This is a genomic window from Ruegeria sp. BE10 (genome assembly GCF_056538905.1).
On the sequence record NZ_JBQFTX010000006.1, the window covers coordinates 109,538 to 128,185 of the forward strand.

Consider the following 18,648-nt stretch of genomic DNA (forward strand, 5'->3'; position numbering starts at 1 on the left):
CGACCGGATGGGCCGGTGGCTGCATGATCCAGCGTAGCCGGATCCTGCTGTGCTTTCTTCAAACCGGTTCCAGCAGCTTGATCGTGATATGTGCAATGCCGCCCCGCTCGTGGTGCATCGCCAATTCCTCAGATCCGAAAAAGGCGCGGGCCTTGTCCAGGTTCGTAACCTCGAACATGGCAATGGCATGGTCGGCCTGATCCGGGTCACGCCAGACGTGCAGGTCGCGGATACCCGCAGCCTTGCGCATTGGCGTATCCTCACGAAACACTTTCAGCCAGGCATCGAAATCGGCCACATCGGCCTGCCACAATACATGCGTTGCCATAATTACAGATCCATCAGCAGGCGGCGCGGGTCTTCCAGCGCCTCTTTTACACGAACAAGGAAGGTCACGGCGCCTTTGCCGTCAACGATCCGGTGGTCATAGGACAGAGCAAGGTACATCATCGGACGGATCACAACCTGACCGTTGATCGCCATCGGACGGTCCTGAATCTTGTGCATGCCCAGGATACCCGATTGCGGCGGGTTCAGGATTGGCGAGGACATCAGCGAGCCATAGACACCGCCATTCGAGATGGTGAAGGTGCCGCCCTGCATCTCCTCCATTGACAGCTTGCCATCACGGGCGCGCTTGCCTTTTTCGGCGATGGCTTTTTCGATCTGGGCAAAGGACATCGAATCCGCGTCGCGGATAACCGGAACCACAAGACCGGTCGGTGTTCCGGCGGCAACGCCCATATGGACAAAGTTCTTGTAAACGATGTCGGTGCCGTCGATTTCCGCATTCACCTCGGGCACTTCTTTCAGCGCGTGGCAGCAGGCCTTGGTGAAGAAAGACATAAAGCCCAGACGCACGCCGTGCTTCTTTTCGAACTGGTCTTTGTACTGGTTACGCAGGGCCATCACCTCGGTCATGTCCACCTCGTTATAAGTGGTCAGCATGGCGGCGGTGTTCTGACTGTCTTTCAGACGCTTGGCGATGGTCTGGCGCAGGCGGGTCATCTTGACCCGTTCCTCGCGCGCGGCATCACCTGCTGCGACCGGTGCGCGCGGTGCAGGTGCAGGCGCAGGCGCTGGGGCCGGAGCAGGGGCTGCGGGGGCAGCTGCGGCGCGGGCCACGTCCTCTTTCATGATGCGGCCATCGCGGCCAGTGCCAGTGACCCGATCGGCAGACAGACCAGCCTCGGCCATTGCTTTCTCAGCCGAGGGTGCATTGGCCACGTCTTTACCAGCGGTGGCTGCTGCAGGCGCTGTTGCGGCGGAAGGAACTGCAGCCGGGGCGGCACCAGCTCCAGCGCCCGAGATCACGGCCAGCTTGGCCGAGGCGTCCACGGTGGTGCCTTCGGGCGCTACGATTTCCGCCAGAACACCAGCAGCCGGTGCCGGAACCTCAACCGAGACCTTATCGGTTTCCAATTCGCACAGCATTTCGTCTTGCGCCACGGCATCGCCAACCTGTTTGAACCAGGTCGAAACGGTAGCCTCGGTCACGGACTCACCCAAAGTGGGCACCATCACATCGACGCTGCCACCACCAGCGGCCGCTGCAGGCGCGGCAGCAGGGGCCGGGGCAGCGGCGGGTGCCGGCGCAGCACCTTCGCCTGCGGTGATGGTGGCCAGCAATGCGTCAACGCCTACGGTTTCACCTTCGGCAGCGACGATTTCGCCCATCACACCGGCAGCGGGGGCTGGAACCTCGACCGTTACCTTGTCGGTTTCAAGCTCACAGAGCATCTCATCCACGGCCACAGCGTCACCAGGTTTCTTGAACCAGGTGGCAACCGTAGCTTCGGTGACGGATTCGCCTAGCGTAGGTACACGAACTTCAATGGTCATCGTTTACTTTCCTTCGAGGCTCAGCGCTTCGTTCACAAGCGCCTCTTGTTGAGCTTTGTGTTGGCTGGCCAGACCCGTCGCGGGCGAAGCCGAGGTTGCGCGGCCGACATAAATCGGCCTTGTGTGTTTGGCGCCGATGCGGGTCAACACCCATTCGATATTGGGTTCGATAAAGGTCCAGGCGCCCTGGTTCTTGGGTTCTTCCTGACACCAGACCATCTCGGCCCCTTTGAAACGCTCAAGCTCATTGATCAGCGAGTGGGCGGGGAAGGGGTAGAACTGCTCGATCCGCATCAGATAGACGTCGTCGATCCCGCGGGCGTCGCGTTCTTCCAGCAGGTCATAGTAGACCTTGCCGGAACACATCACGACCCGCTTGATCTTGTCATCCTTGACCAGCTTGGTGTCCGAATTGCCGTGTTGTGCATCATCCCACAGCACCCGGTGGAAGCTTGAGCCTGTGGTGAATTCGTCGGCAGTGCTGACCGCCAGCTTGTGGCGCAGCAGCGATTTAGGCGTCACCAGGATCAGCGGTTTGCGGAAGGTGCGGTGCAGCTGACGGCGCAGGATGTGGAAGTAGTTCGCAGGCGTCGTACAATTCGCCACGATCCAGTTATCCTGGCCGCACATCTGCAGGAACCGCTCAAGCCGTGCGGATGAGTGTTCGGGCCCTTGCCCTTCAAACCCGTGCGGCAGCAGGCAGACCAGACCGGACATGCGCAGCCATTTGCTTTCGCCCGAGCTGATGAACTGATCGAACATGATCTGCGCACCGTTGGCAAAGTCTCCGAACTGCGCTTCCCACAGGGTTAGTGCGTTCGGTTCGGCCAATGAAAACCCGTATTCGAAACCCAGTACAGCGTATTCGCTGAGCATCGAGTCGATCACTTCGTATTTCGACTGGCCTGCACGGATGTTGTTCAGCGGGTAATACCGCTCTTCGCTTTCCTGATGCACAAAGCCCGAGTGACGTTGACTAAAGGTGCCGCGTGTCGCGTCCTGACCGGACAGGCGCACCGGGAACCCTTCGGTCAGCAACGAGCCAAAGGCCAGCGCCTCGCCCGTGGCCCAGTCAAAGCCCTTGCCGCTGTCGAACATGTTCTTCTTGTGATCCAGCAACCGCCCGACGGTCTTGTGCAGGGCAACGTCGGCGGGTGCATGCGTCAGGGCCTTGCCGATCTCGACCAGAGTGTCCGGCGTGATCGCGGTTTCGCCGCGGACATATTCTTCTTTGTTCTTGTCCAGATGCGACCAGCGCCCGTCCAGCCAGTCTGCCTTGTTCGGTTTATAGTCTTTGCCCGCGTCGAACTCATCGTTCAGATGGGCCTGAAAGGCGGCTTTCATATCCTCGATCTCACCCTCGGGGATCAGGCCGTCCTTGACCAAGCGCTCGGTATACAGAGACAGCGTGGTCTTATGGGTCTTGATCTTCTTGTACATGATCGGATTAGTGAACATGGGCTCGTCGCCCTCGTTGTGACCAAACCGGCGATAGCAGAAGATGTCGATCACGACGTCTTTGTGGAACTTCTGGCGGAACTCGGTTGCGACCTTGGCGGCGTGCACGACGGCCTCGGGGTCGTCACCGTTCACGTGGAAGATTGGTGCTTCGACCATCAGCGCGATATCCGTGGGATATGGGCTGGAGCGTGAGAAGTGCGGAGCGGTGGTGAAACCGATTTGGTTATTGACCACGATGTGCATGGTGCCGCCGGTCTTGTGCCCGCGCAGACCCGACAAGCCAAAGCCTTCGGCCACAACACCCTGACCGGCAAATGCCGCGTCGCCATGCAGCAGGATGCCCATCACTGTCGTGCGGTCATCGTCTTTCAACTGGTCTTGCTTGGCGCGGACCTTGCCCAGCACCACCGGGTTCACCGCCTCAAGGTGCGATGGGTTCGCGGTCAGTGACAGGTGGACCGAGTTGCCATCAAACTCACGGTCGCTGGAGGCGCCGAGGTGATATTTCACGTCGCCCGAACCATCCACGTCTTCGGGCTTGAAGCTGCCCCCCTGGAATTCGTTGAAGATCGCGCGATAGGGCTTGCGCATCACGTTGGCCAGAATGTTCAGGCGGCCCCGGTGCGGCATGCCGATCACGATGTCCCGAACGCCCAGGGCGCCACCGCGTTTGATGATCTGCTCCATCGCCGGGATCAGGGCCTCGCCGCCGTCCAGACCGAAGCGCTTGGTGCCCATGTATTTGACGTGCAAGAATTTCTCGAAACCTTCGGCCTCGACCATCTTGTTCAGGATCGCCTTGCGACCCTCCTTGGTGAAGGCGATTTCCTTGCCATAGCCTTCGATCCGTTCCTTCAGCCAAGCGGCCTGTTCGGGATCAGAGATATGCATGTATTGCAGCGCGAAGGTGCCGCAATAGGTGCGTTTCACGATCTCAACGATCTGGCGCATGCTTGCCATCTGCAGGCCAAGCACGTTGTCGATAAAGATCGGACGGTCCATGTCGGCCTCGGTGAAGCCATAGGTTTTGGGGTCCAGCTCGGGGTGTGTACTGGCCGTGCGCATGCCCAGCGGGTCCAGATTGGCGGCCAGATGGCCCCGGATACGGTAGGCCCGGATCAGCATCAGCGCCCGCAGGCTGTCGAGCACCGCGCGCTTGATCTGATCGTCGCTGACGGCAACGCCCTTGTCCGCAGCCTTTTCCTTGATCTTTTGGCCAGCTGCCTTGGCGTCGATCTCGGCCCATTCGCCGGTTAGCGCGCCGGTTAGGTCATCGGCTGGCATCGGCGGCCAGTCGGTGCGCGCCCATGACGGCCCCTCGGCCTCACGCTGCACGTCCGGCGTGGCGTCACCCATGGCCTTGAAGAACTCGGCCCAGGCGGCATCCACCGCGCCGGGATTCTTGGTGTACTGGGCATAAAGCTGTTCCAGATACTCGGCATTGTGCCCCTGCATAAAGCTTGAGGCGTGAAACGCGGAATTGGGCGTATGTTCGGTCATTGGGCTACCTCATATGGGTTGGGACCGTATTGGTTGGTGCCTGGTTGAGACGGGCGGGTCAGCCACCACAAAACCAGGAGGGGCGACACAAACAGAACGAAAAGTGTCGGAAGGACGACCAGCAAAGTGGCGCGAGTGAACAGGATGTCCAGATTTCCGCCATGCGGGAAATGAGAAGCGAGGCCGATGCCAAAGATCAGGACTCCGAAGGCCCCGAGGATCAGCAGGATTGGCAGTAGAGCATAAAGCCCGTTGCGCCCTGTATCATGCATCCGCCGCCAAGCGACCGCCAGATGGGGGATGAACACGATCAGGCTAACGATGCTTTGCACCGGTGCCGAAGACGTGGCGGTGACGGATTTGGATGTTTCAGTTTCAGTCACAGCAACCTGAGTGAAGAACTGTGCATCAATGATCCCGGCGATGATACTCCAGATCACGATGAACAGGAAAAAGAACCAATATTCAGACCGCGAGGCACGACCTGAAAAGGTTAAGAACTTGGTAAAGCAAGTGCGTATGGCGTCGGAGAAGGTCATATAAACTATTCCGAGGTCCTCAAATCTAACCGGTGCATCGCACAACCAGATGGCGCGCTCCCGGCAACTCTTCTGGATGGTGCAAGTCCGCGTCTTCTATCTCGTAGACCTTGGCACCTCTATCTGCGTATAGCCTCGCGGGGGCCGCATCCAATTGTTTTCGATCAATCTTATCTGGATAGTAAAACACACCAATTTGCGAACCAATTCCAATAACGGCGGCCAGGGCCTTTTTATCAATGCCTGAAATAGGCTCGATGCCCGCAGGCTGCTCGTTCCCGATTACGGCAGATTGATCTACCGTTGAACCGTGTTCAGACACACAACCTTGCAGCAACAATGTTGCTGCAAGGGACAGTATGAATGGTGTTAACCTCACCCAATCGCTTCCAGCACTGCCTCACCCAGTTGCGCCGGGCTTTCGGCCACGACGATACCGGCCGAGCGCATGGCTTCGATCTTGTCCTCAGCTCCACCTTTGCCGCCGGCGACGATTGCGCCCGCGTGGCCCATGCGGCGGCCCGGAGGGGCCGTACGGCCTGCGATGAAACCTGCGGTTGGCTTTTTGCGGCCCTTCTTGGCCTCATCCGCCAGGAACTGCGCGGCTTCTTCCTCGGCTGAGCCACCGATCTCACCGATCATAATGATCGACTCGGTTTCGTCATCGGCCAGGAACCATTCCAGCACGTCGATATGCTCGGTGCCTTTGATCGGGTCGCCGCCGATGCCCACGCAGGTGGACTGGCCCAGACCTACATCGGTGGTCTGCTTGACGGCCTCATAGGTCAGGGTGCCCGAACGGGACACAACGCCGACCGAACCGCGCTTGTGGATGTGACCGGGCATGATGCCGATCTTGCAGGCATCCGGCGTAATCACACCGGGGCAGTTCGGGCCGATCAGGCGCGAGCTTGAGCCTTCCAGCGCGCGCTTCACCTTCATCATGTCCAGAACCGGGATGCCTTCGGTGATGCAGACGATCACTTCCATCTCGGCATCAATCGCTTCGAGGATCGAGTCCGCCGCGAAGGGCGGCGGTACATAGATCACGCTGGCATTGGCTTCGGTCACATGCTTGGCCTCGTGGACCGAGTTGAAAACGGGCAGGTCAAGATGGGTCATCCCGCCTTTGCCGGGGGTCACGCCGCCGACCATCTTGGTGCCATAGGCGATGGCCTGTTCGCTGTGAAATGTGCCCTGCGAGCCGGTAAAGCCCTGACAGATCACTTTGGTATTTTCATCGATGAGGACTGCCATTTCGTGGCCTCCATAGTGATTAATGTTAGCGCGCTAGATGTTTTGATCACCAGCGCTGCGAGTCTCGTTTTGGTCGGGATCAGAACCGCGTCGTGCCACGGCGTCGATGACCTGGTCTCGGGACCAAATCCCCAAAGACCGTTGTTTCTGACCTTCTCGCGTCAGCATAAACTCGGGGTCCAAGTTGATTTCGCCCGTTTCACTGACGGTCTCGATCGGTTCTGAAAAGTTAAAGGGTACAACGCACGGGTTGAACCGTTTGAAACCTCCGTTTCTTGGCAGTCTGGGGTTTTGGGGGATGTAATGCCGCGTCGTCAGCAAATACGGGATTCCGCTGGCGACGAAGTTTTCAAAAAAGGCCCACCGCAACCACCATTTTAGATGAAAAAGACAGTCGCGGCACATCATCATATCCGCCTTTGGCAGAGTGTCTGATGTGATGTCGAGGTGCATGAACTCGCGTCCCGGAGCAGCATGCTGCTGTTTGACCTCTTCCAGAACCTCCAGCGAAATGTCCCCGCCGACATATTGAATGCCGGTCAGGTCCACATGTTGCATCCAGGTCCAATCACCACATGGCGCGTCAAGAAACGTTTTGACATTGTACTCGTCAAAAATACGTGGAAGCGCATCACGCAGCGGTCGGGTCGCCGCAAGGGTCGACCCATGCCCCGAGCGCGGTCCGTTGCGGCGTCCGGACCAGCTCAGCGTTTCAAAAGTGTCTCTCAAACCACTGCGCATAGCGGTTCTCCGTTTGGTTTAAGGTTCGATGAGCTGTGGCGATTACCCCTTAACCGCCTTCACGATCTTCTCGGCTCCGTCTTTCAGGTTGTCCGCCGCGATCACGTCCAGACCAGAGGTGTTGATGATCTCTTTGCCTTTCTCGACATTCGTGCCTTCCAGACGCACAACCAGCGGAACCTGCAGGCCGACCTCTTTCACCGCAGCGACAACGCCCTCGGCAATGACGTCGCAGCGCATGATGCCGCCGAAGATGTTGACTAGAATGCCTTTGACCTGTGGGTCTGAGGTGATGATCTTGAACGCTTCGGTTACTTTCTCTTTGGTCGCACCGCCGCCCACGTCGAGGAAGTTGGCAGGCTCGGCCCCGTACAGCTTGATGATGTCCATCGTCGCCATCGCCAAACCGGCGCCGTTGACCATGCAGCCAATCTCACCGTCCAACGCGATGTAGTTCAGGTCGTATTTCGAGGCTTCCAATTCCTTGGGGTCTTCCTCGGTCGTGTCGCGCAGTTCGGCGATGTCGGGGTGGCGGTAGACCGCGTTGCCGTCAAATCCGACCTTGGCGTCCAGCACCTTGAGGTCGCCGCTGTCGGACACGATCAGCGGGTTGATTTCCAGCATCTCCATATCCTTCTCGACGAAGGCGTTATAGAGCTGACCCATCAGCTTGACGCATTGCTTGACCTGCGCACCTTCCAAACCCAGCGAGAACGCGATCCGGCGGCCGTGATAGGGCTGATAGCCGGTTGCAGGGTCAACCGAGAAGGACAGGATTTTCTCGGGCGTGGCTGCGGCTACTTCTTCGATGTCCATGCCGCCTTCGGTCGAACAGACGAAGGAAATGCGGCTGGTCTGGCGATCCACCAGCAGGGCCAGGTACAGTTCACGCTCGATGCCGGAACCGGCTTCGATATAAATGCGGTTAACCTGTTTGCCCGCCGGGCCGGTCTGATGCGTAACCAGCGTGCGACCCAGCATCTTCTTGGCTTCTTCGGCGGCTTCTTCCACCGATTTGGTCAGACGCACGCCGCCTTTTTCACCGGCATCGGCCTCTTTAAAGCTACCTTTGCCGCGTCCACCTGCGTGGATTTGCGCTTTGACAACCCAAAGCGGGCCGTCCAGTTCACCGGCTGCGGTTTTGGCTTCCTCGGCGCGCAGAACCGCGCGACCTTCGGAGACCGGAGCGCCATAGCTGCGAAGAAGAGCTTTGGCCTGATATTCGTGAATGTTCATCAACACTGTCCCGTCTGACTACGATTACCCCGTTATAGAGGGCTGTAGAGCGCAAATATAAAGGCTTTTTTGACGGCGAAGAGCTTTTTAGCGTAGATTTTTGTTATTTGTGATCACAGTTTTTTGGGGTGTGATCACAATTCATTCTCGGGCAGTTACTTGATTCGAATCTGAAACCAAACCTGCCAAAAACACATTCAAAAACAAAATTAAAAACGTTTGCGCCAACATTTTCGGTAGCTCCATTCGGACTTGGGCAAACGGGCAATAGAAAAGCCGGACCTGAAAAGGACCGGCTTTCAGAATTCTCACAGAAGGGATCAGGCCAGCGAGCTGTCGATGCCTTTGCACGCCTCGATCAGGCCCTTCACCGCGTTGACCGAATTGTCGAAACCAGCCTGCTCTTCTTCGTTCAAGTTGATGTCGACGATCCTTTCAATACCGCCCGCGCCGATCACGGTGGGTACGCCCACGTACAGGCCGCTGACGCCCAGCTCACCATCGCAATAGGCGGCGCAGGGCAGGACGCGCTTTTGGTCTTTCAGATAGGCTTCGGCCATTTCGATTGCCGACGTGGCCGGTGCGTAAAAGGCCGAACCGGTTTTCAGCAGGCCAACAATTTCGGCACCGCCGTCACGGGTGCGCTGTACGATAGCGTCCAGCTTGTCTTGCGTGGTCCAGCCCATTTCGACCAGATCGGGCAGCGGGATACCAGCGACGGTCGAGTAACGGACCGACGGCACCATAGTGTCGCCATGGCCGCCCAGAACAAACGCGGTGACGTCTTTCATCGACACGTTGAACTCTTCCGACAGGAAGTGGGCGAAACGGCCCGAGTCCAGAACGCCTGCCATGCCGCAGACCTTGTTGTGGGGCAGGCCCGAGAATTCGCGCAGAGCCCAGACCATCGCGTCCAGCGGGTTGGTGATGCAGATGACGAACGCGTCGGGTGCGTTGGCCGCAATGCCTTCGCCGACAGATTTCATGACTTTCAGGTTGATGCCCAACAGGTCGTCGCGGCTCATGCCCGGCTTGCGAGGGACGCCAGCGGTCACGATGCAGACGTCGGCGCCAGCGATATCTTCGTAGGACTGAGTGCCTTTCAGCTTGGCGTCAAAGCCTTCGGACGGGCCGGATTCAGCTATGTCCAGCGCCTTGCCTTCGGGGGTGCCTTCGGCGATGTCGAACAGGACGACGTCACCCAGTTCTTTCATTGCTGCGAGGTGGGCGAGCGTGCCGCCGATCTGACCTGCGCCGATCAGCGCGATCTTGGGTCTGGCCATTTGGATTATCTCCGGTCGGTTTTGAAATCGCGGTTTTGCTAGTCGTTAAATGGGTTTCGCGCAAGTACCCTTGGGCGCGGCATGCAACCGCATACCATTTGCACCCGGCCGTGTGATTGCGCTAAACGGCCTTTTAGACAGGCCAATTTGCAGGACGCCACATGTTCGAATTGAACTTGATGTTTTTTGCCGTGGCGATCCCTGCGGTGGTCTTTGCCGGAATCTCGAAGGGCGGGTTCGGGTCGGGGGTGGCGTTTGCGTCCTCGTCGATTCTGGCCCTGATACTTGAACCCGGGCAGGCGCTTGCGCTGATGTTGCCGATCCTGATGGTGATCGATGTGGCCACCCTTGGCCCATACTGGAAACGGTGGAGCTGGCCGGATTCACGCCTGTTAATACTGGGCGCTGTGCCGGGGGTTGCGCTGGGGGCGTGGTTGTATCGCGCCACCAATGATGACCTGCTGCGATTGTTGATCGGCGGAATTTCTGTCGGATTTGTGATTTGGCATTTTTCGCAGACCAAAGGCTGGGTGCGCGGTTTTGCCAACCGCCTGCCACCGCCTGCCGGGCTGTTCGCGGGTCTGATCGCCGGGTTCACCAGTTTCGTCAGCCACGCCGGAGGGCCCCCGGCCGCGGTCTACCTGCTGTCGCAGCGCTTGACGAAGACTCAGTTTCAGGCGTCGACCGTGCTGGTTTTCTGGGTCATCAATATCGCGAAGTTTGTGCCTTATGCCTATCTGGGTCTGTTCACCTGGCACACCGCATGGGTTGACCTGCTGCTGACGCCCTTTGCTATTCTGGGTGCTTGGCTGGGCGTCCGGGCGCATTTCATGCTGTCCGAGCGCCTGTTCTTTGGCATCGCCTATGTGCTGCTGACATTGACCGGCAGCAAGCTGATCTGGGACGCTTTGACCTAGACGTTGGGCGGCAGCGCCTCGGCCATATCATCATAGGCCTGGCCCGAGGCGACCAGGCAAGTTATCCCGTCCGGCAATGTCACCGTGATCGTCCAGCTGCCGCTTTGATCCGAAGCGTAAACCTCCATCACGGTCCCTTGCCGCGCGACGCCGATACTGCGGCGTGTTTCGCCGTAGGTCTCGGTCAGGCGCCTCACTATGTCCTCGCGCGGGGCACAGGTGCGGGCCTGTACCTGTTGTGCGGCCAGAACCATGATCCCAAGGCCCATCGTCATCTTGAACAACGTCGTTTTCATCAGTCACCCCTTTCGATTCCAACGTAATCAGGGTGCGTCCGGCGGGCAGAAATCCGGTTAAAGCTCCGCACGTTGCGTCGTAAATGCTGCAGCGCGGCGATTTTGCCCTTGAACTTTCCGACAAAAAATGCCCCATTCCGCGCAACATTCTTTCAAAGGGAGAGGCCAATGGACCCCCGTCAGCGCCCCTATCGTTCCGTTCTCTATATCCCCGGCTCGCGCGATCGGGCGCTGGATAAGGCCCGCACCCTGCCAGTGGATGCGATCATCTTTGATCTTGAAGATGCCGTTGCCGCCGACGAAAAGGTCAATGCGCGCGAAACGCTCAGGGCGGCACTGGCTGCTGGCGGGTATGGTGACCGGGTCAGGATCGTGCGCATCAACGGGCTGGATACCGAATGGGGCCGTGCTGACGCCGAGGCCGTGCGCGAGATGGACGCGGATGCCGTGTTGTTGCCCAAGGTGGGTTCGGCCGCTGACGTGGACGCGCTGGCCGCGATCACCGGCGACATGCCGATCTGGGCGATGATGGAAACTCCGCAAGGGATGTTGAACGCGGCCGAGATTGCAGCGCATCCGTTGATGGCAGGCTTTGTCATGGGCACCAACGATCTGGCCAAAGATCTGCAAACCCGGTTCCGTCCGGACCGTCTGCCGTTGATGACATCGCTGGGCCTGTGCGTGTTGGCCGCCAAGGCCCATGGGCTGATCATCGTGGATGGTGTCTACAACGCATTCAAGGATGAGGCTGGTCTGGCCGCAGAATGCGAACAAGGCCGTGACATGGGTTTTGACGGCAAGACGTTGATCCACCCGGCGCAGGTCAACATCACCAACGCGGCTTATGCGCCGTCAGAGGCCGAGATCGACTTGGCCCGCCGTCAGATTGCAGCGTTTGAAGAGACCGAGGCACAAGGGCAGGGCGTTGCCGTCGTGGATGGGAAGATCGTTGAAAACCTGCATGTTGTAACAGCCCGCGAAATTCTGGCAAAAGCAGAGGCGATTTCAGTTTTGCAAGCGGGGTAAGCCAGCAATGGGCTTTGTTCTTCTGATCCTTGGGGTGGCGCTGTGGTGGGCCGCTCATCTGTTCCAACGCGTCATGCCGGCGCAGCGCGCGGCGATGGGCAGCGCGGGCAAAGGCGCGGTTGCGCTGGCGCTAGTCGTGGCAATCCTGCTGATGATCTTCGGCTATCGCATGACCGATACCGTTTTCGTCTGGGCACCACCATCTTTCATGATCCACATAAACAACCTGTTGGTGTTGATCGCGATCTATATGATGAGCCCCGCAGGCACCAAGGGTCGCCTGTTGAACAAGCTTCGCCACCCGATGCTGGGCGGGTTCAAGCTGTGGGCTTTTGCGCATTTGCTGGTTAACGGCGATTTGGCCTCGATCATTCTGTTCGGCGGCCTGTTGGCCTGGGCTGTTGTCGAGGTCATTGTGATCAACAAGTCCGAGCCCGATTGGACACCCGGTGAACCCGGTACCTATGGCAAGGACGCGATGTTCTTTGTCGCCTCGATCGTGTTGTTGGGTGTGATCGGCTATATTCACGGGCTGGTTGGTCCTTCTCCGTTCCCATCTTAAGGAAATGACATCGTGGCAAAACTCTATCGCCTGCTGACCGAGGAAGACACATCCGCCTTCTGCCACAAAGTGTCAGACGCCTTAGCAAAAGGGTGGGAGCTGTATGGCGGCCCGTCTTACGCCTATGACGAAAACAGCCGCATGATGCGGTGTGCGCAGGCTGTGACCAAAGAGGTCGAGGCCGACTATTCCTCCGATATGAAACTGGGACAGCAATAATGGCAAAGACAAATCCGGGCCGCTTTTTCGAGGACTACTCTGTTGGTCAGGTGCTGCATCACGCCGTGCCGCGTACTGTAACTGACGGAGAGCGGGCGCTGTACCATGCGCTCTACCCGGCGCGACTCGCGCTTTATTCGTCGGATGAATTTGCTCGGAATTGCGGCTTGCAGCAAAGCCCGATTGACGATCTGGCTGCTTTCCACGTGGTGTTTGGCAAGACCGTGCCAGACATCTCGCTGAACGCGGTTGCCAATCTGGGATATGCCGAGGGGCGCTGGCTGTTGCCGGTCTATCCCGGTGATACGCTGCGCTCTGAATCCGAGGTAATCGGGGTCAAGCAGAATTCGAACGGCAAGACCGGCGTGGTCTGGGTACGCACGCGTGGCCTGAATCAGCGCGATGAGGTCGTGATCGAATATGTCCGCTGGGTGATGGTGCGCAAATCGAACCTTGACGCCCCCGCGCCCGAGGCGGTTGTACCGGACCTGAAAAAGGTACTTGAGCCAAAAGACCTGGTGGTGCCCGCGGGGTTGGAATTCTCGAATTACGATTTTGCCCAATCGGGCGAGGCGCATCGTTGGGGTGATTACGAGATTGGCGAAACCATTGATCATGTCGACGGCGTGACGGTGGAAGAGGCCGAGCATATGCTTGCCACCCGGCTGTGGCAGAACACAGCCAAGGTGCATTTCGACCTGACCTTCCGGCCCGATGGTCGTTTGATTTATGGTGGCCACGTGATTTCGATGGCGCGGACATTGTCATTTAATGGCCTGGCCAATGCGCAGATGATTGTCGGCCTGAACGGCGGCGCCCATGCCAACCCCTGCTTCGCAGGCGACACAATCAAGGCTTGGTCCGAGGTTCTGGACAAGGCCGAAACCGGTGTGCCGGGCGTGGGGGCCATCCGTCTGCGGCTGGTCGCGACAAAGGGTGGAGAGCCGTTTGCGCTGAAAAACGAAGATGGCCGGTATCAGCCGAACGTCCTGTTGGACCTTGATTATTGGGCGCTGATGCCAATCTGAGCACGCCCCACATTCAATTGATCGCAGCCTGCGTCAATCATGCTAGGCTGCGATCATGGTCCTACTTCGATCACTTGCTGCCTGCCTGTTTCTGACGCCGCCCGCCGTCGCGTGCGATCTGGCGTTGGCTTTGGCAGTGGACGTATCCGGTTCGGTCGATACGACGGAATACCGGATACAGATGGATGGGCTGGCCGCCGGGCTGCGCGACCCCTTGGTGTCCGAGGCGCTGGTGCGGGGGCAGGCACAGTTGATGCTGGTGCAGTGGACCGGGTCCTCGCGTCAAAAGGTGACGATCCCGTGGACCCGGATCGATAGCTTTGACACGCTTGAACGGTTTGCCGATCAAGTTGCCGACGACCCCAGGGTTTGGCGCAACTTTTCAACCGCAATCGGTGAGGCGCTTGAGATGACCATGTCCAGCTTCGATGCGGTGGCGGATTGCAAACGGCATCTGATAGACATTTCGGGCGATGGGGTGTCGAACGAGGGTGTCGAACCAACCGAGACGCACAGGGCGTTGCGCACACGCGGGGTGACGGTAAACGCAATTGCGATCGAGGAAAGCGAACCGGACCTGACCGCCTATTTCTTTGAAAATGTCATTGTCGGCGAGGGCGCATTTGTGGTGTCGGCAGCGGGGTTTGCCGACTACCCCGAGAGGATTCGAAAGAAGCTGTTGCGCGAAGTTACACAGCAATCAGCGGCTTTGGAGCAGCAGTAGCAGATTCGTGATCACAATGCTTGTTCCCTGAAAACGCTAACATTCAAGGCTTGGAAGGGTTTTCGTGATCACAGTATTATTTTGCGTGATCACAAACTAATGAAATCTGCTATTTTGAACCCTTTTTACCCATTTTTGCGCATGCAGCACGTGACAGAAGGGCAAAAAACAGTAAAACGACCGGTAGCCAACGAAAGAGGAGCCGACATGGCCGATGTCAATCGGGGCAACCGCCCGCTCTCGCCACACATTATGATCTATCGCCCCCAGATGACTTCGTTGTCGTCGATCATGGTTCGCCTCTCGGGATTGGGCGTCTTTGCCGTTGCAATCCTGATCGTCTGGTGGCTGTTGGCCGCTTCGACATCGGAAAGCGCGTTTCTGGCCATCGACGGATTTTTGCGCAGCTGGTTCGGCGACATCCTCCTGACCTTGGCCACCTGGGCGCTGTGGTATCACACGCTGGGTCGTCTGCGTCACGTCTTTTGGGATTTCGGCTACTGCCTTGATGTTGAGGTCTCTGAGAAACTGGGTCTAGGCATGTTCGTCGGTGCGACCATCCTGACCATTATCACTGTGATTGCGGTTTAAGGGGACGGCACATGCGATATCTGACTGACCGTAAACGCGCGCAGGGTCTGGGCGCAGGGAAATCCGGCACACAAACACATTGGCGCACCATGGTCCGGGCGATGATCCTGACCGTGCTGGTTCCGATCTTCATCTTCACCTTCGGGGCCGGTATCGGCGGCTCATACGAAGAAGTCGTCGCCTATTTCAGCCGCCCATTCCCGGCAATTGTGACCGCTCTGACTTTGGTCGTGGGCATGCAACAACTGATGTATGAGGCGCAGGAAACCATCGAAGATTATGTCCATGGTGTTCTCGAGAAAGTCTCGCTCGTTGCAATGTGGGCCCTGGGCTACACGCTGATCGCGGCCGGGCTGTTCGCTCTGGTCAAGCTCGCCCTGTGATGCGCGGTAAGGAACAAGAACAATGACAGCAGCATATGAATATGAAACCCACGAATACGACGTCGTTGTCGTAGGCGCAGGTGGTGCAGGTCTGCGGGCGACGCTGGGCATGGCCGAACAGGGCCTACGCACTGCATGCGTCACCAAAGTGTTCCCGACACGCTCGCACACGGTTGCGGCGCAGGGCGGCATCGCGGCATCTCTGTCTAACATGGGACCGGACCACTGGCAGTGGCACATGTACGATACCGTCAAGGGCTCGGACTGGTTGGGTGACACCGACGCGATGGAATATCTGGCCCGTGAAGCACCCAAAGCGGTGTATGAGCTGGAGCACTACGGCGTGCCCTTCAGCCGGACCGAAGAAGGCAAGATTTATCAGCGTCCCTTCGGTGGCCACACAACCGAATTCGGCGAAGGTCCTGCCGTGCAGCGCACCTGTGCTGCAGCCGACCGGACAGGCCACGCGATCCTGCACACGCTGTATGGTCAGTCGCTGAAGAACAACGCCGAGTTCTACATCGAATACTTCGCCATCGATCTGATCATGTCCGAAGACGGGCAGTGTCAGGGTGTCGTCTGCTGGAAACTTGACGACGGAACGATGCACGTCTTCAACGCCAAGATGGTAGTACTGGCGACCGGCGGCTACGGCCGTGCCTATTTCAGCGCCACGTCGGCCCATACCTGCACCGGTGACGGTGGTGGCATGGTGGCTCGTGCGGGTTTGGCGCTGCAGGATATGGAGTTCGTTCAGTTCCACCCGACCGGCATCTACGGTTCGGGCTGCCTGATCACCGAAGGCGCACGGGGCGAGGGTGGCTACCTGACCAATTCGGAAGGTGAACGGTTCATGGAGCGTTACGCGCCCCAATACAAGGACCTCGCGCCACGTGACTACGTCTCGCGCTCGATGACCATGGAGATCCGTGAAGGCCGTGGCCATGGTGACAATGGCGACCACATCCACCTGAATCTCAGCCACCTACCGGCCGAAGCGCTGGCGGAACGTCTGCCGGGCATCTCGGAATCGGCGCGTGTGTTTGCAGGTGTGGACGTGACCAAGGAACCGATCCCGGTTCTGCCGACCGTGCACTATAACATGGGTGGCATTCCGACTAACTATTGGGGCGAGGTTCTGAACCCCACAGCCGATAACCCAACGGCTGTTGTGCCGGGCCTGATGGCCGTGGGTGAAGCGGGTTGTGCTTCGGTTCACGGGGCGAACCGTTTGGGCTCGAACTCGCTGATCGACCTTGTGGTGTTTGGCCGTGCGGCAGCGATCCGGGCCGGTGAGGTTGTCGATGCCAAAGCGTCGAACCCGGTTCTGAACCAAGCGTCGGTCGACAAGGCGTTTGACCGGTTTGACGCTGTGCGGAATGCCAGCGGCGCAATCCCTACCGCTGATCTGCGGCTTGAAATGCAGCGGACCATGCAGGAAGACGCAGCCGTATTCAGGACCGCCAAAACCATGGCCGAAGGCGTCGAAAAGATGACGGTGATCGCGGCCAAGATGGACGACCTGAAGGTCTCCGACCGTTCGCTGGTGTGGAACAGTGATCTGATGGAATCTCTGGAACTGACCAACCTGATGCCAAGCGCGCTGGCTACCATCGTTGGTGCCGAGGCACGCAAGGAATCCCGCGGTGCTCATGCGCACGAAGACTTCACCGAGCGTGACGACGAAAACTGGCGTGTCCATACCGTTTCGCGGGTTGAGGGCAACAAGGTTGAGCTCAGCTATCGCCCGGTCATAGCCGATCCGCTGACCACCGAAGAAGAAGGTGGCATCAGCCTCAAGAAAATCGCGCCGAAGGCGCGGACGTTCTAAGGAGAGGAACTTATGGTACAACTGACCCTCCCAAAGAATTCGCGCATCACGACGGGCAAAACTTGGCCCAAACCCGAAGGCGCGATCAATGTGCGTAAGTTCCAGATTTATCGCTGGAACCCGGATGACGGCAAAAACCCCCAGCTCGACACCTATTTCGTCGATATGGACAACTGTGGGCCGATGATTCTGGATGCGCTGATCAAGATCAAGAACGAGATCGATCCGACCCTGACCTTCCGCCGCTCGTGCCGCGAAGGCATCTGCGGTTCCTGCGCAATGAATATCGACGGGATCAACACGCTGGCCTGTATCTACGGTATGGATGAGATCAAGGGCGACGTGAAAATCTATCCGCTGCCGCATATGCCGGTGGTAAAGGACCTGATCCCCGATCTGACGCATTTCTATGCCCAGCACGCTTCGATCATGCCGTGGTTGGAAACCAAGACCAACCGCCCCGCGAAAGAGTGGAAGCAGTCGATCGAAGACCGCAAAAAACTGGATGGTTTGTATGAATGTGTGATGTGCGCCAGCTGCTCGACCTCGTGCCCGAGTTACTGGTGGAACGGCGATCGCTACCTTGGGCCCGCCGCTTTGCTGCATGCCTATCGTTGGATCATCGACAGCCGCGATGAAGCTACGGGTGAGCGTCTGGACGAGCTGGAAGATCCCTTCAAGCTGTACCGCTGCCATACGATCATGAACTGTGCCAAGACCTGTCCCAAGGGTCTAAACCCGGCCAAGGCAATTGCCGAGATCAAGAAGATGATGGTCGACCGGTCCGTTTGATCACAGTCACAAAATAAAATTAAACCCGGGATGGAATCATTCCGGGTTTTTCGTGTTATGCGGGCATTGAAATATCGGAGTACATCAATGACCCAAACTCTACTAAAAGCACTGTCTATTTCTGCGATCACCGTTCTTTCAGCGTGTGGCGGATCAGGTGGCAACCGGGCGGAACTTGTTTTTAAGCAGGTAGACTGCGCGAAGCAGGCGGGAATTGGCGGCTCATTTACCACTCAATATGTCCTCCAGGATGGTAAGCAGACTGAAGTGTTCGTGCCCGGCAACGGCGTCAGCGAAGAACAAGCCGCTAAAGCGAATGCTTGTATGACCGCGTAATTGGCGAAAAACGAGAAAGGCTGGCAGATGCAAGTGCCAGCCTTTTATGCAGTTTTGTCATGCCGAGATTGCAAAAAGATGTGA

21 protein-coding genes are annotated in these 18,648 nt (G+C 58.2%); 11 read left to right on the forward strand and 10 right to left on the reverse strand.

The window, feature by feature from the left end; all coding sequences use genetic code 11:
• Positions 1 to 58: 58 nt before the first annotated feature.
• The 9 genes from ACR0M2_RS14525 to mdh form a co-directional block, all read right to left on the reverse strand.
• Positions 59 to 328, reverse strand: coding sequence for a hypothetical protein (locus tag ACR0M2_RS14525; protein WP_170361376.1), 270 nt, complete (start codon positions 326 to 328; stop codon positions 59 to 61).
• A 2-nt stretch (positions 329 to 330) separates the two neighbouring features.
• On the reverse strand, positions 331 to 1,842 hold the full coding sequence (gene odhB, locus ACR0M2_RS14530; protein ID WP_480705694.1) for a 2-oxoglutarate dehydrogenase complex dihydrolipoyllysine-residue succinyltransferase: 1,512 nt from the start codon (positions 1,840 to 1,842) through the stop codon (positions 331 to 333).
• 3 nt (positions 1,843 to 1,845) lie between these two features.
• The gene (locus ACR0M2_RS14535; protein WP_170350633.1) at positions 1,846 to 4,803 is read right to left on the reverse strand and encodes a 2-oxoglutarate dehydrogenase E1 component; all 2,958 of its coding nucleotides are present in this window, start codon (positions 4,801 to 4,803) and stop codon (positions 1,846 to 1,848) included.
• Positions 4,800 to 5,342 carry a DUF805 domain-containing protein gene (locus ACR0M2_RS14540; protein ID WP_170551639.1) on the reverse strand — a complete coding sequence of 181 codons (543 nt, stop codon included), beginning with the start codon at positions 5,340 to 5,342 and terminating at the stop codon, positions 4,800 to 4,802. Before ACR0M2_RS14540 ends, ACR0M2_RS14535 begins: the two co-directional genes overlap by 4 nt.
• 25 nt (positions 5,343 to 5,367) lie before the next feature.
• Positions 5,368 to 5,721, reverse strand: coding sequence for a hypothetical protein (locus tag ACR0M2_RS14545; RefSeq protein WP_480705696.1), 354 nt, complete (start codon positions 5,719 to 5,721; stop codon positions 5,368 to 5,370).
• Complete coding sequence (gene sucD, locus ACR0M2_RS14550; RefSeq protein ID WP_170350627.1) at positions 5,718 to 6,599, reverse strand: succinate--CoA ligase subunit alpha; 882 nt, start codon at positions 6,597 to 6,599, stop codon at positions 5,718 to 5,720. The genes ACR0M2_RS14545 and sucD overlap by 4 nt, the downstream gene beginning before the upstream one ends.
• Positions 6,600 to 6,632: 33 nt before the next feature.
• Positions 6,633 to 7,340 carry a class I SAM-dependent methyltransferase gene (locus ACR0M2_RS14555; protein ID WP_480705698.1) on the reverse strand — a complete coding sequence of 236 codons (708 nt, stop codon included), beginning with the start codon at positions 7,338 to 7,340 and terminating at the stop codon, positions 6,633 to 6,635.
• A gap of 42 nt (positions 7,341 to 7,382) precedes the next feature.
• Complete coding sequence (gene sucC, locus ACR0M2_RS14560; protein WP_170350625.1) at positions 7,383 to 8,576, reverse strand: ADP-forming succinate--CoA ligase subunit beta; 1,194 nt, start codon at positions 8,574 to 8,576, stop codon at positions 7,383 to 7,385.
• 320 nt (positions 8,577 to 8,896) lie between these two features.
• Positions 8,897 to 9,859 carry a malate dehydrogenase gene (gene mdh / locus ACR0M2_RS14565; RefSeq protein ID WP_480705700.1) on the reverse strand — a complete coding sequence of 321 codons (963 nt, stop codon included), beginning with the start codon at positions 9,857 to 9,859 and terminating at the stop codon, positions 8,897 to 8,899.
• A 161-nt stretch (positions 9,860 to 10,020) separates the two neighbouring features.
• Here mdh and ACR0M2_RS14570 point away from each other — a divergent pair, with 161 nt between their 5' ends.
• A complete protein-coding gene (locus ACR0M2_RS14570; RefSeq protein WP_170377757.1) occupies positions 10,021 to 10,776 on the forward strand; it encodes a sulfite exporter TauE/SafE family protein in 756 nt (251 codons plus the stop codon).
• Here ACR0M2_RS14570 and ACR0M2_RS14575 read toward each other — a convergent pair.
• A complete protein-coding gene (locus ACR0M2_RS14575) occupies positions 10,773 to 11,072 on the reverse strand; it encodes a hypothetical protein (RefSeq protein WP_170551624.1) in 300 nt (99 codons plus the stop codon). The two genes, ACR0M2_RS14570 and ACR0M2_RS14575, sit on opposite strands and share 4 nt — an antisense overlap.
• A 168-nt stretch (positions 11,073 to 11,240) precedes the next feature.
• On the opposite strand from ACR0M2_RS14575, the gene ACR0M2_RS14580 reads away from it, so the two are divergent.
• The 10 genes from ACR0M2_RS14580 (at position 11,241) to ACR0M2_RS14625 (ending at position 18,564) form a co-directional block, all read left to right on the forward strand.
• Complete coding sequence (locus ACR0M2_RS14580; RefSeq protein WP_480705702.1) at positions 11,241 to 12,098, forward strand: HpcH/HpaI aldolase/citrate lyase family protein; 858 nt, start codon at positions 11,241 to 11,243, stop codon at positions 12,096 to 12,098.
• A gap of 7 nt (positions 12,099 to 12,105) precedes the next feature.
• Complete coding sequence (locus tag ACR0M2_RS14585) at positions 12,106 to 12,660, forward strand: NnrU family protein (protein WP_170397171.1); 555 nt, start codon at positions 12,106 to 12,108, stop codon at positions 12,658 to 12,660.
• Between the two features lie 12 nt (positions 12,661 to 12,672).
• Entirely contained in the window at positions 12,673 to 12,879 is a 207-nt protein-coding gene (locus tag ACR0M2_RS14590; protein ID WP_170361397.1) for a DUF1737 domain-containing protein, read from the forward strand.
• Positions 12,879 to 13,907 carry a MaoC family dehydratase gene (locus tag ACR0M2_RS14595; RefSeq protein WP_480705704.1) on the forward strand — a complete coding sequence of 343 codons (1,029 nt, stop codon included), beginning with the start codon at positions 12,879 to 12,881 and terminating at the stop codon, positions 13,905 to 13,907. Before ACR0M2_RS14590 ends, ACR0M2_RS14595 begins: the two co-directional genes overlap by 1 nt.
• Positions 13,908 to 13,962: 55 nt before the next feature.
• Positions 13,963 to 14,631, forward strand: a complete 669-nt coding sequence (locus tag ACR0M2_RS14600) for a DUF1194 domain-containing protein (protein WP_170377747.1) — start codon at positions 13,963 to 13,965, stop codon at positions 14,629 to 14,631.
• 207 nt (positions 14,632 to 14,838) lie between these two features.
• Positions 14,839 to 15,222 carry a succinate dehydrogenase, cytochrome b556 subunit gene (gene sdhC, locus ACR0M2_RS14605; protein WP_170397177.1) on the forward strand — a complete coding sequence of 128 codons (384 nt, stop codon included), beginning with the start codon at positions 14,839 to 14,841 and terminating at the stop codon, positions 15,220 to 15,222.
• Between the two features lie 11 nt (positions 15,223 to 15,233).
• Positions 15,234 to 15,605 carry a succinate dehydrogenase, hydrophobic membrane anchor protein gene (locus ACR0M2_RS14610; RefSeq protein ID WP_480705706.1) on the forward strand — a complete coding sequence of 124 codons (372 nt, stop codon included), beginning with the start codon at positions 15,234 to 15,236 and terminating at the stop codon, positions 15,603 to 15,605.
• 22 nt (positions 15,606 to 15,627) lie between these two features.
• Positions 15,628 to 17,436, forward strand: coding sequence for a succinate dehydrogenase flavoprotein subunit (sdhA, locus tag ACR0M2_RS14615; protein ID WP_170377745.1), 1,809 nt, complete (start codon positions 15,628 to 15,630; stop codon positions 17,434 to 17,436).
• Between the two features lie 12 nt (positions 17,437 to 17,448).
• Complete coding sequence (locus tag ACR0M2_RS14620; protein WP_480705707.1) at positions 17,449 to 18,228, forward strand: succinate dehydrogenase iron-sulfur subunit; 780 nt, start codon at positions 17,449 to 17,451, stop codon at positions 18,226 to 18,228.
• An 87-nt stretch (positions 18,229 to 18,315) separates the two neighbouring features.
• Positions 18,316 to 18,564, forward strand: a complete 249-nt coding sequence (locus ACR0M2_RS14625; protein WP_480705709.1) for a hypothetical protein — start codon at positions 18,316 to 18,318, stop codon at positions 18,562 to 18,564.
• Positions 18,565 to 18,648: the final 84 nt, after the last annotated feature.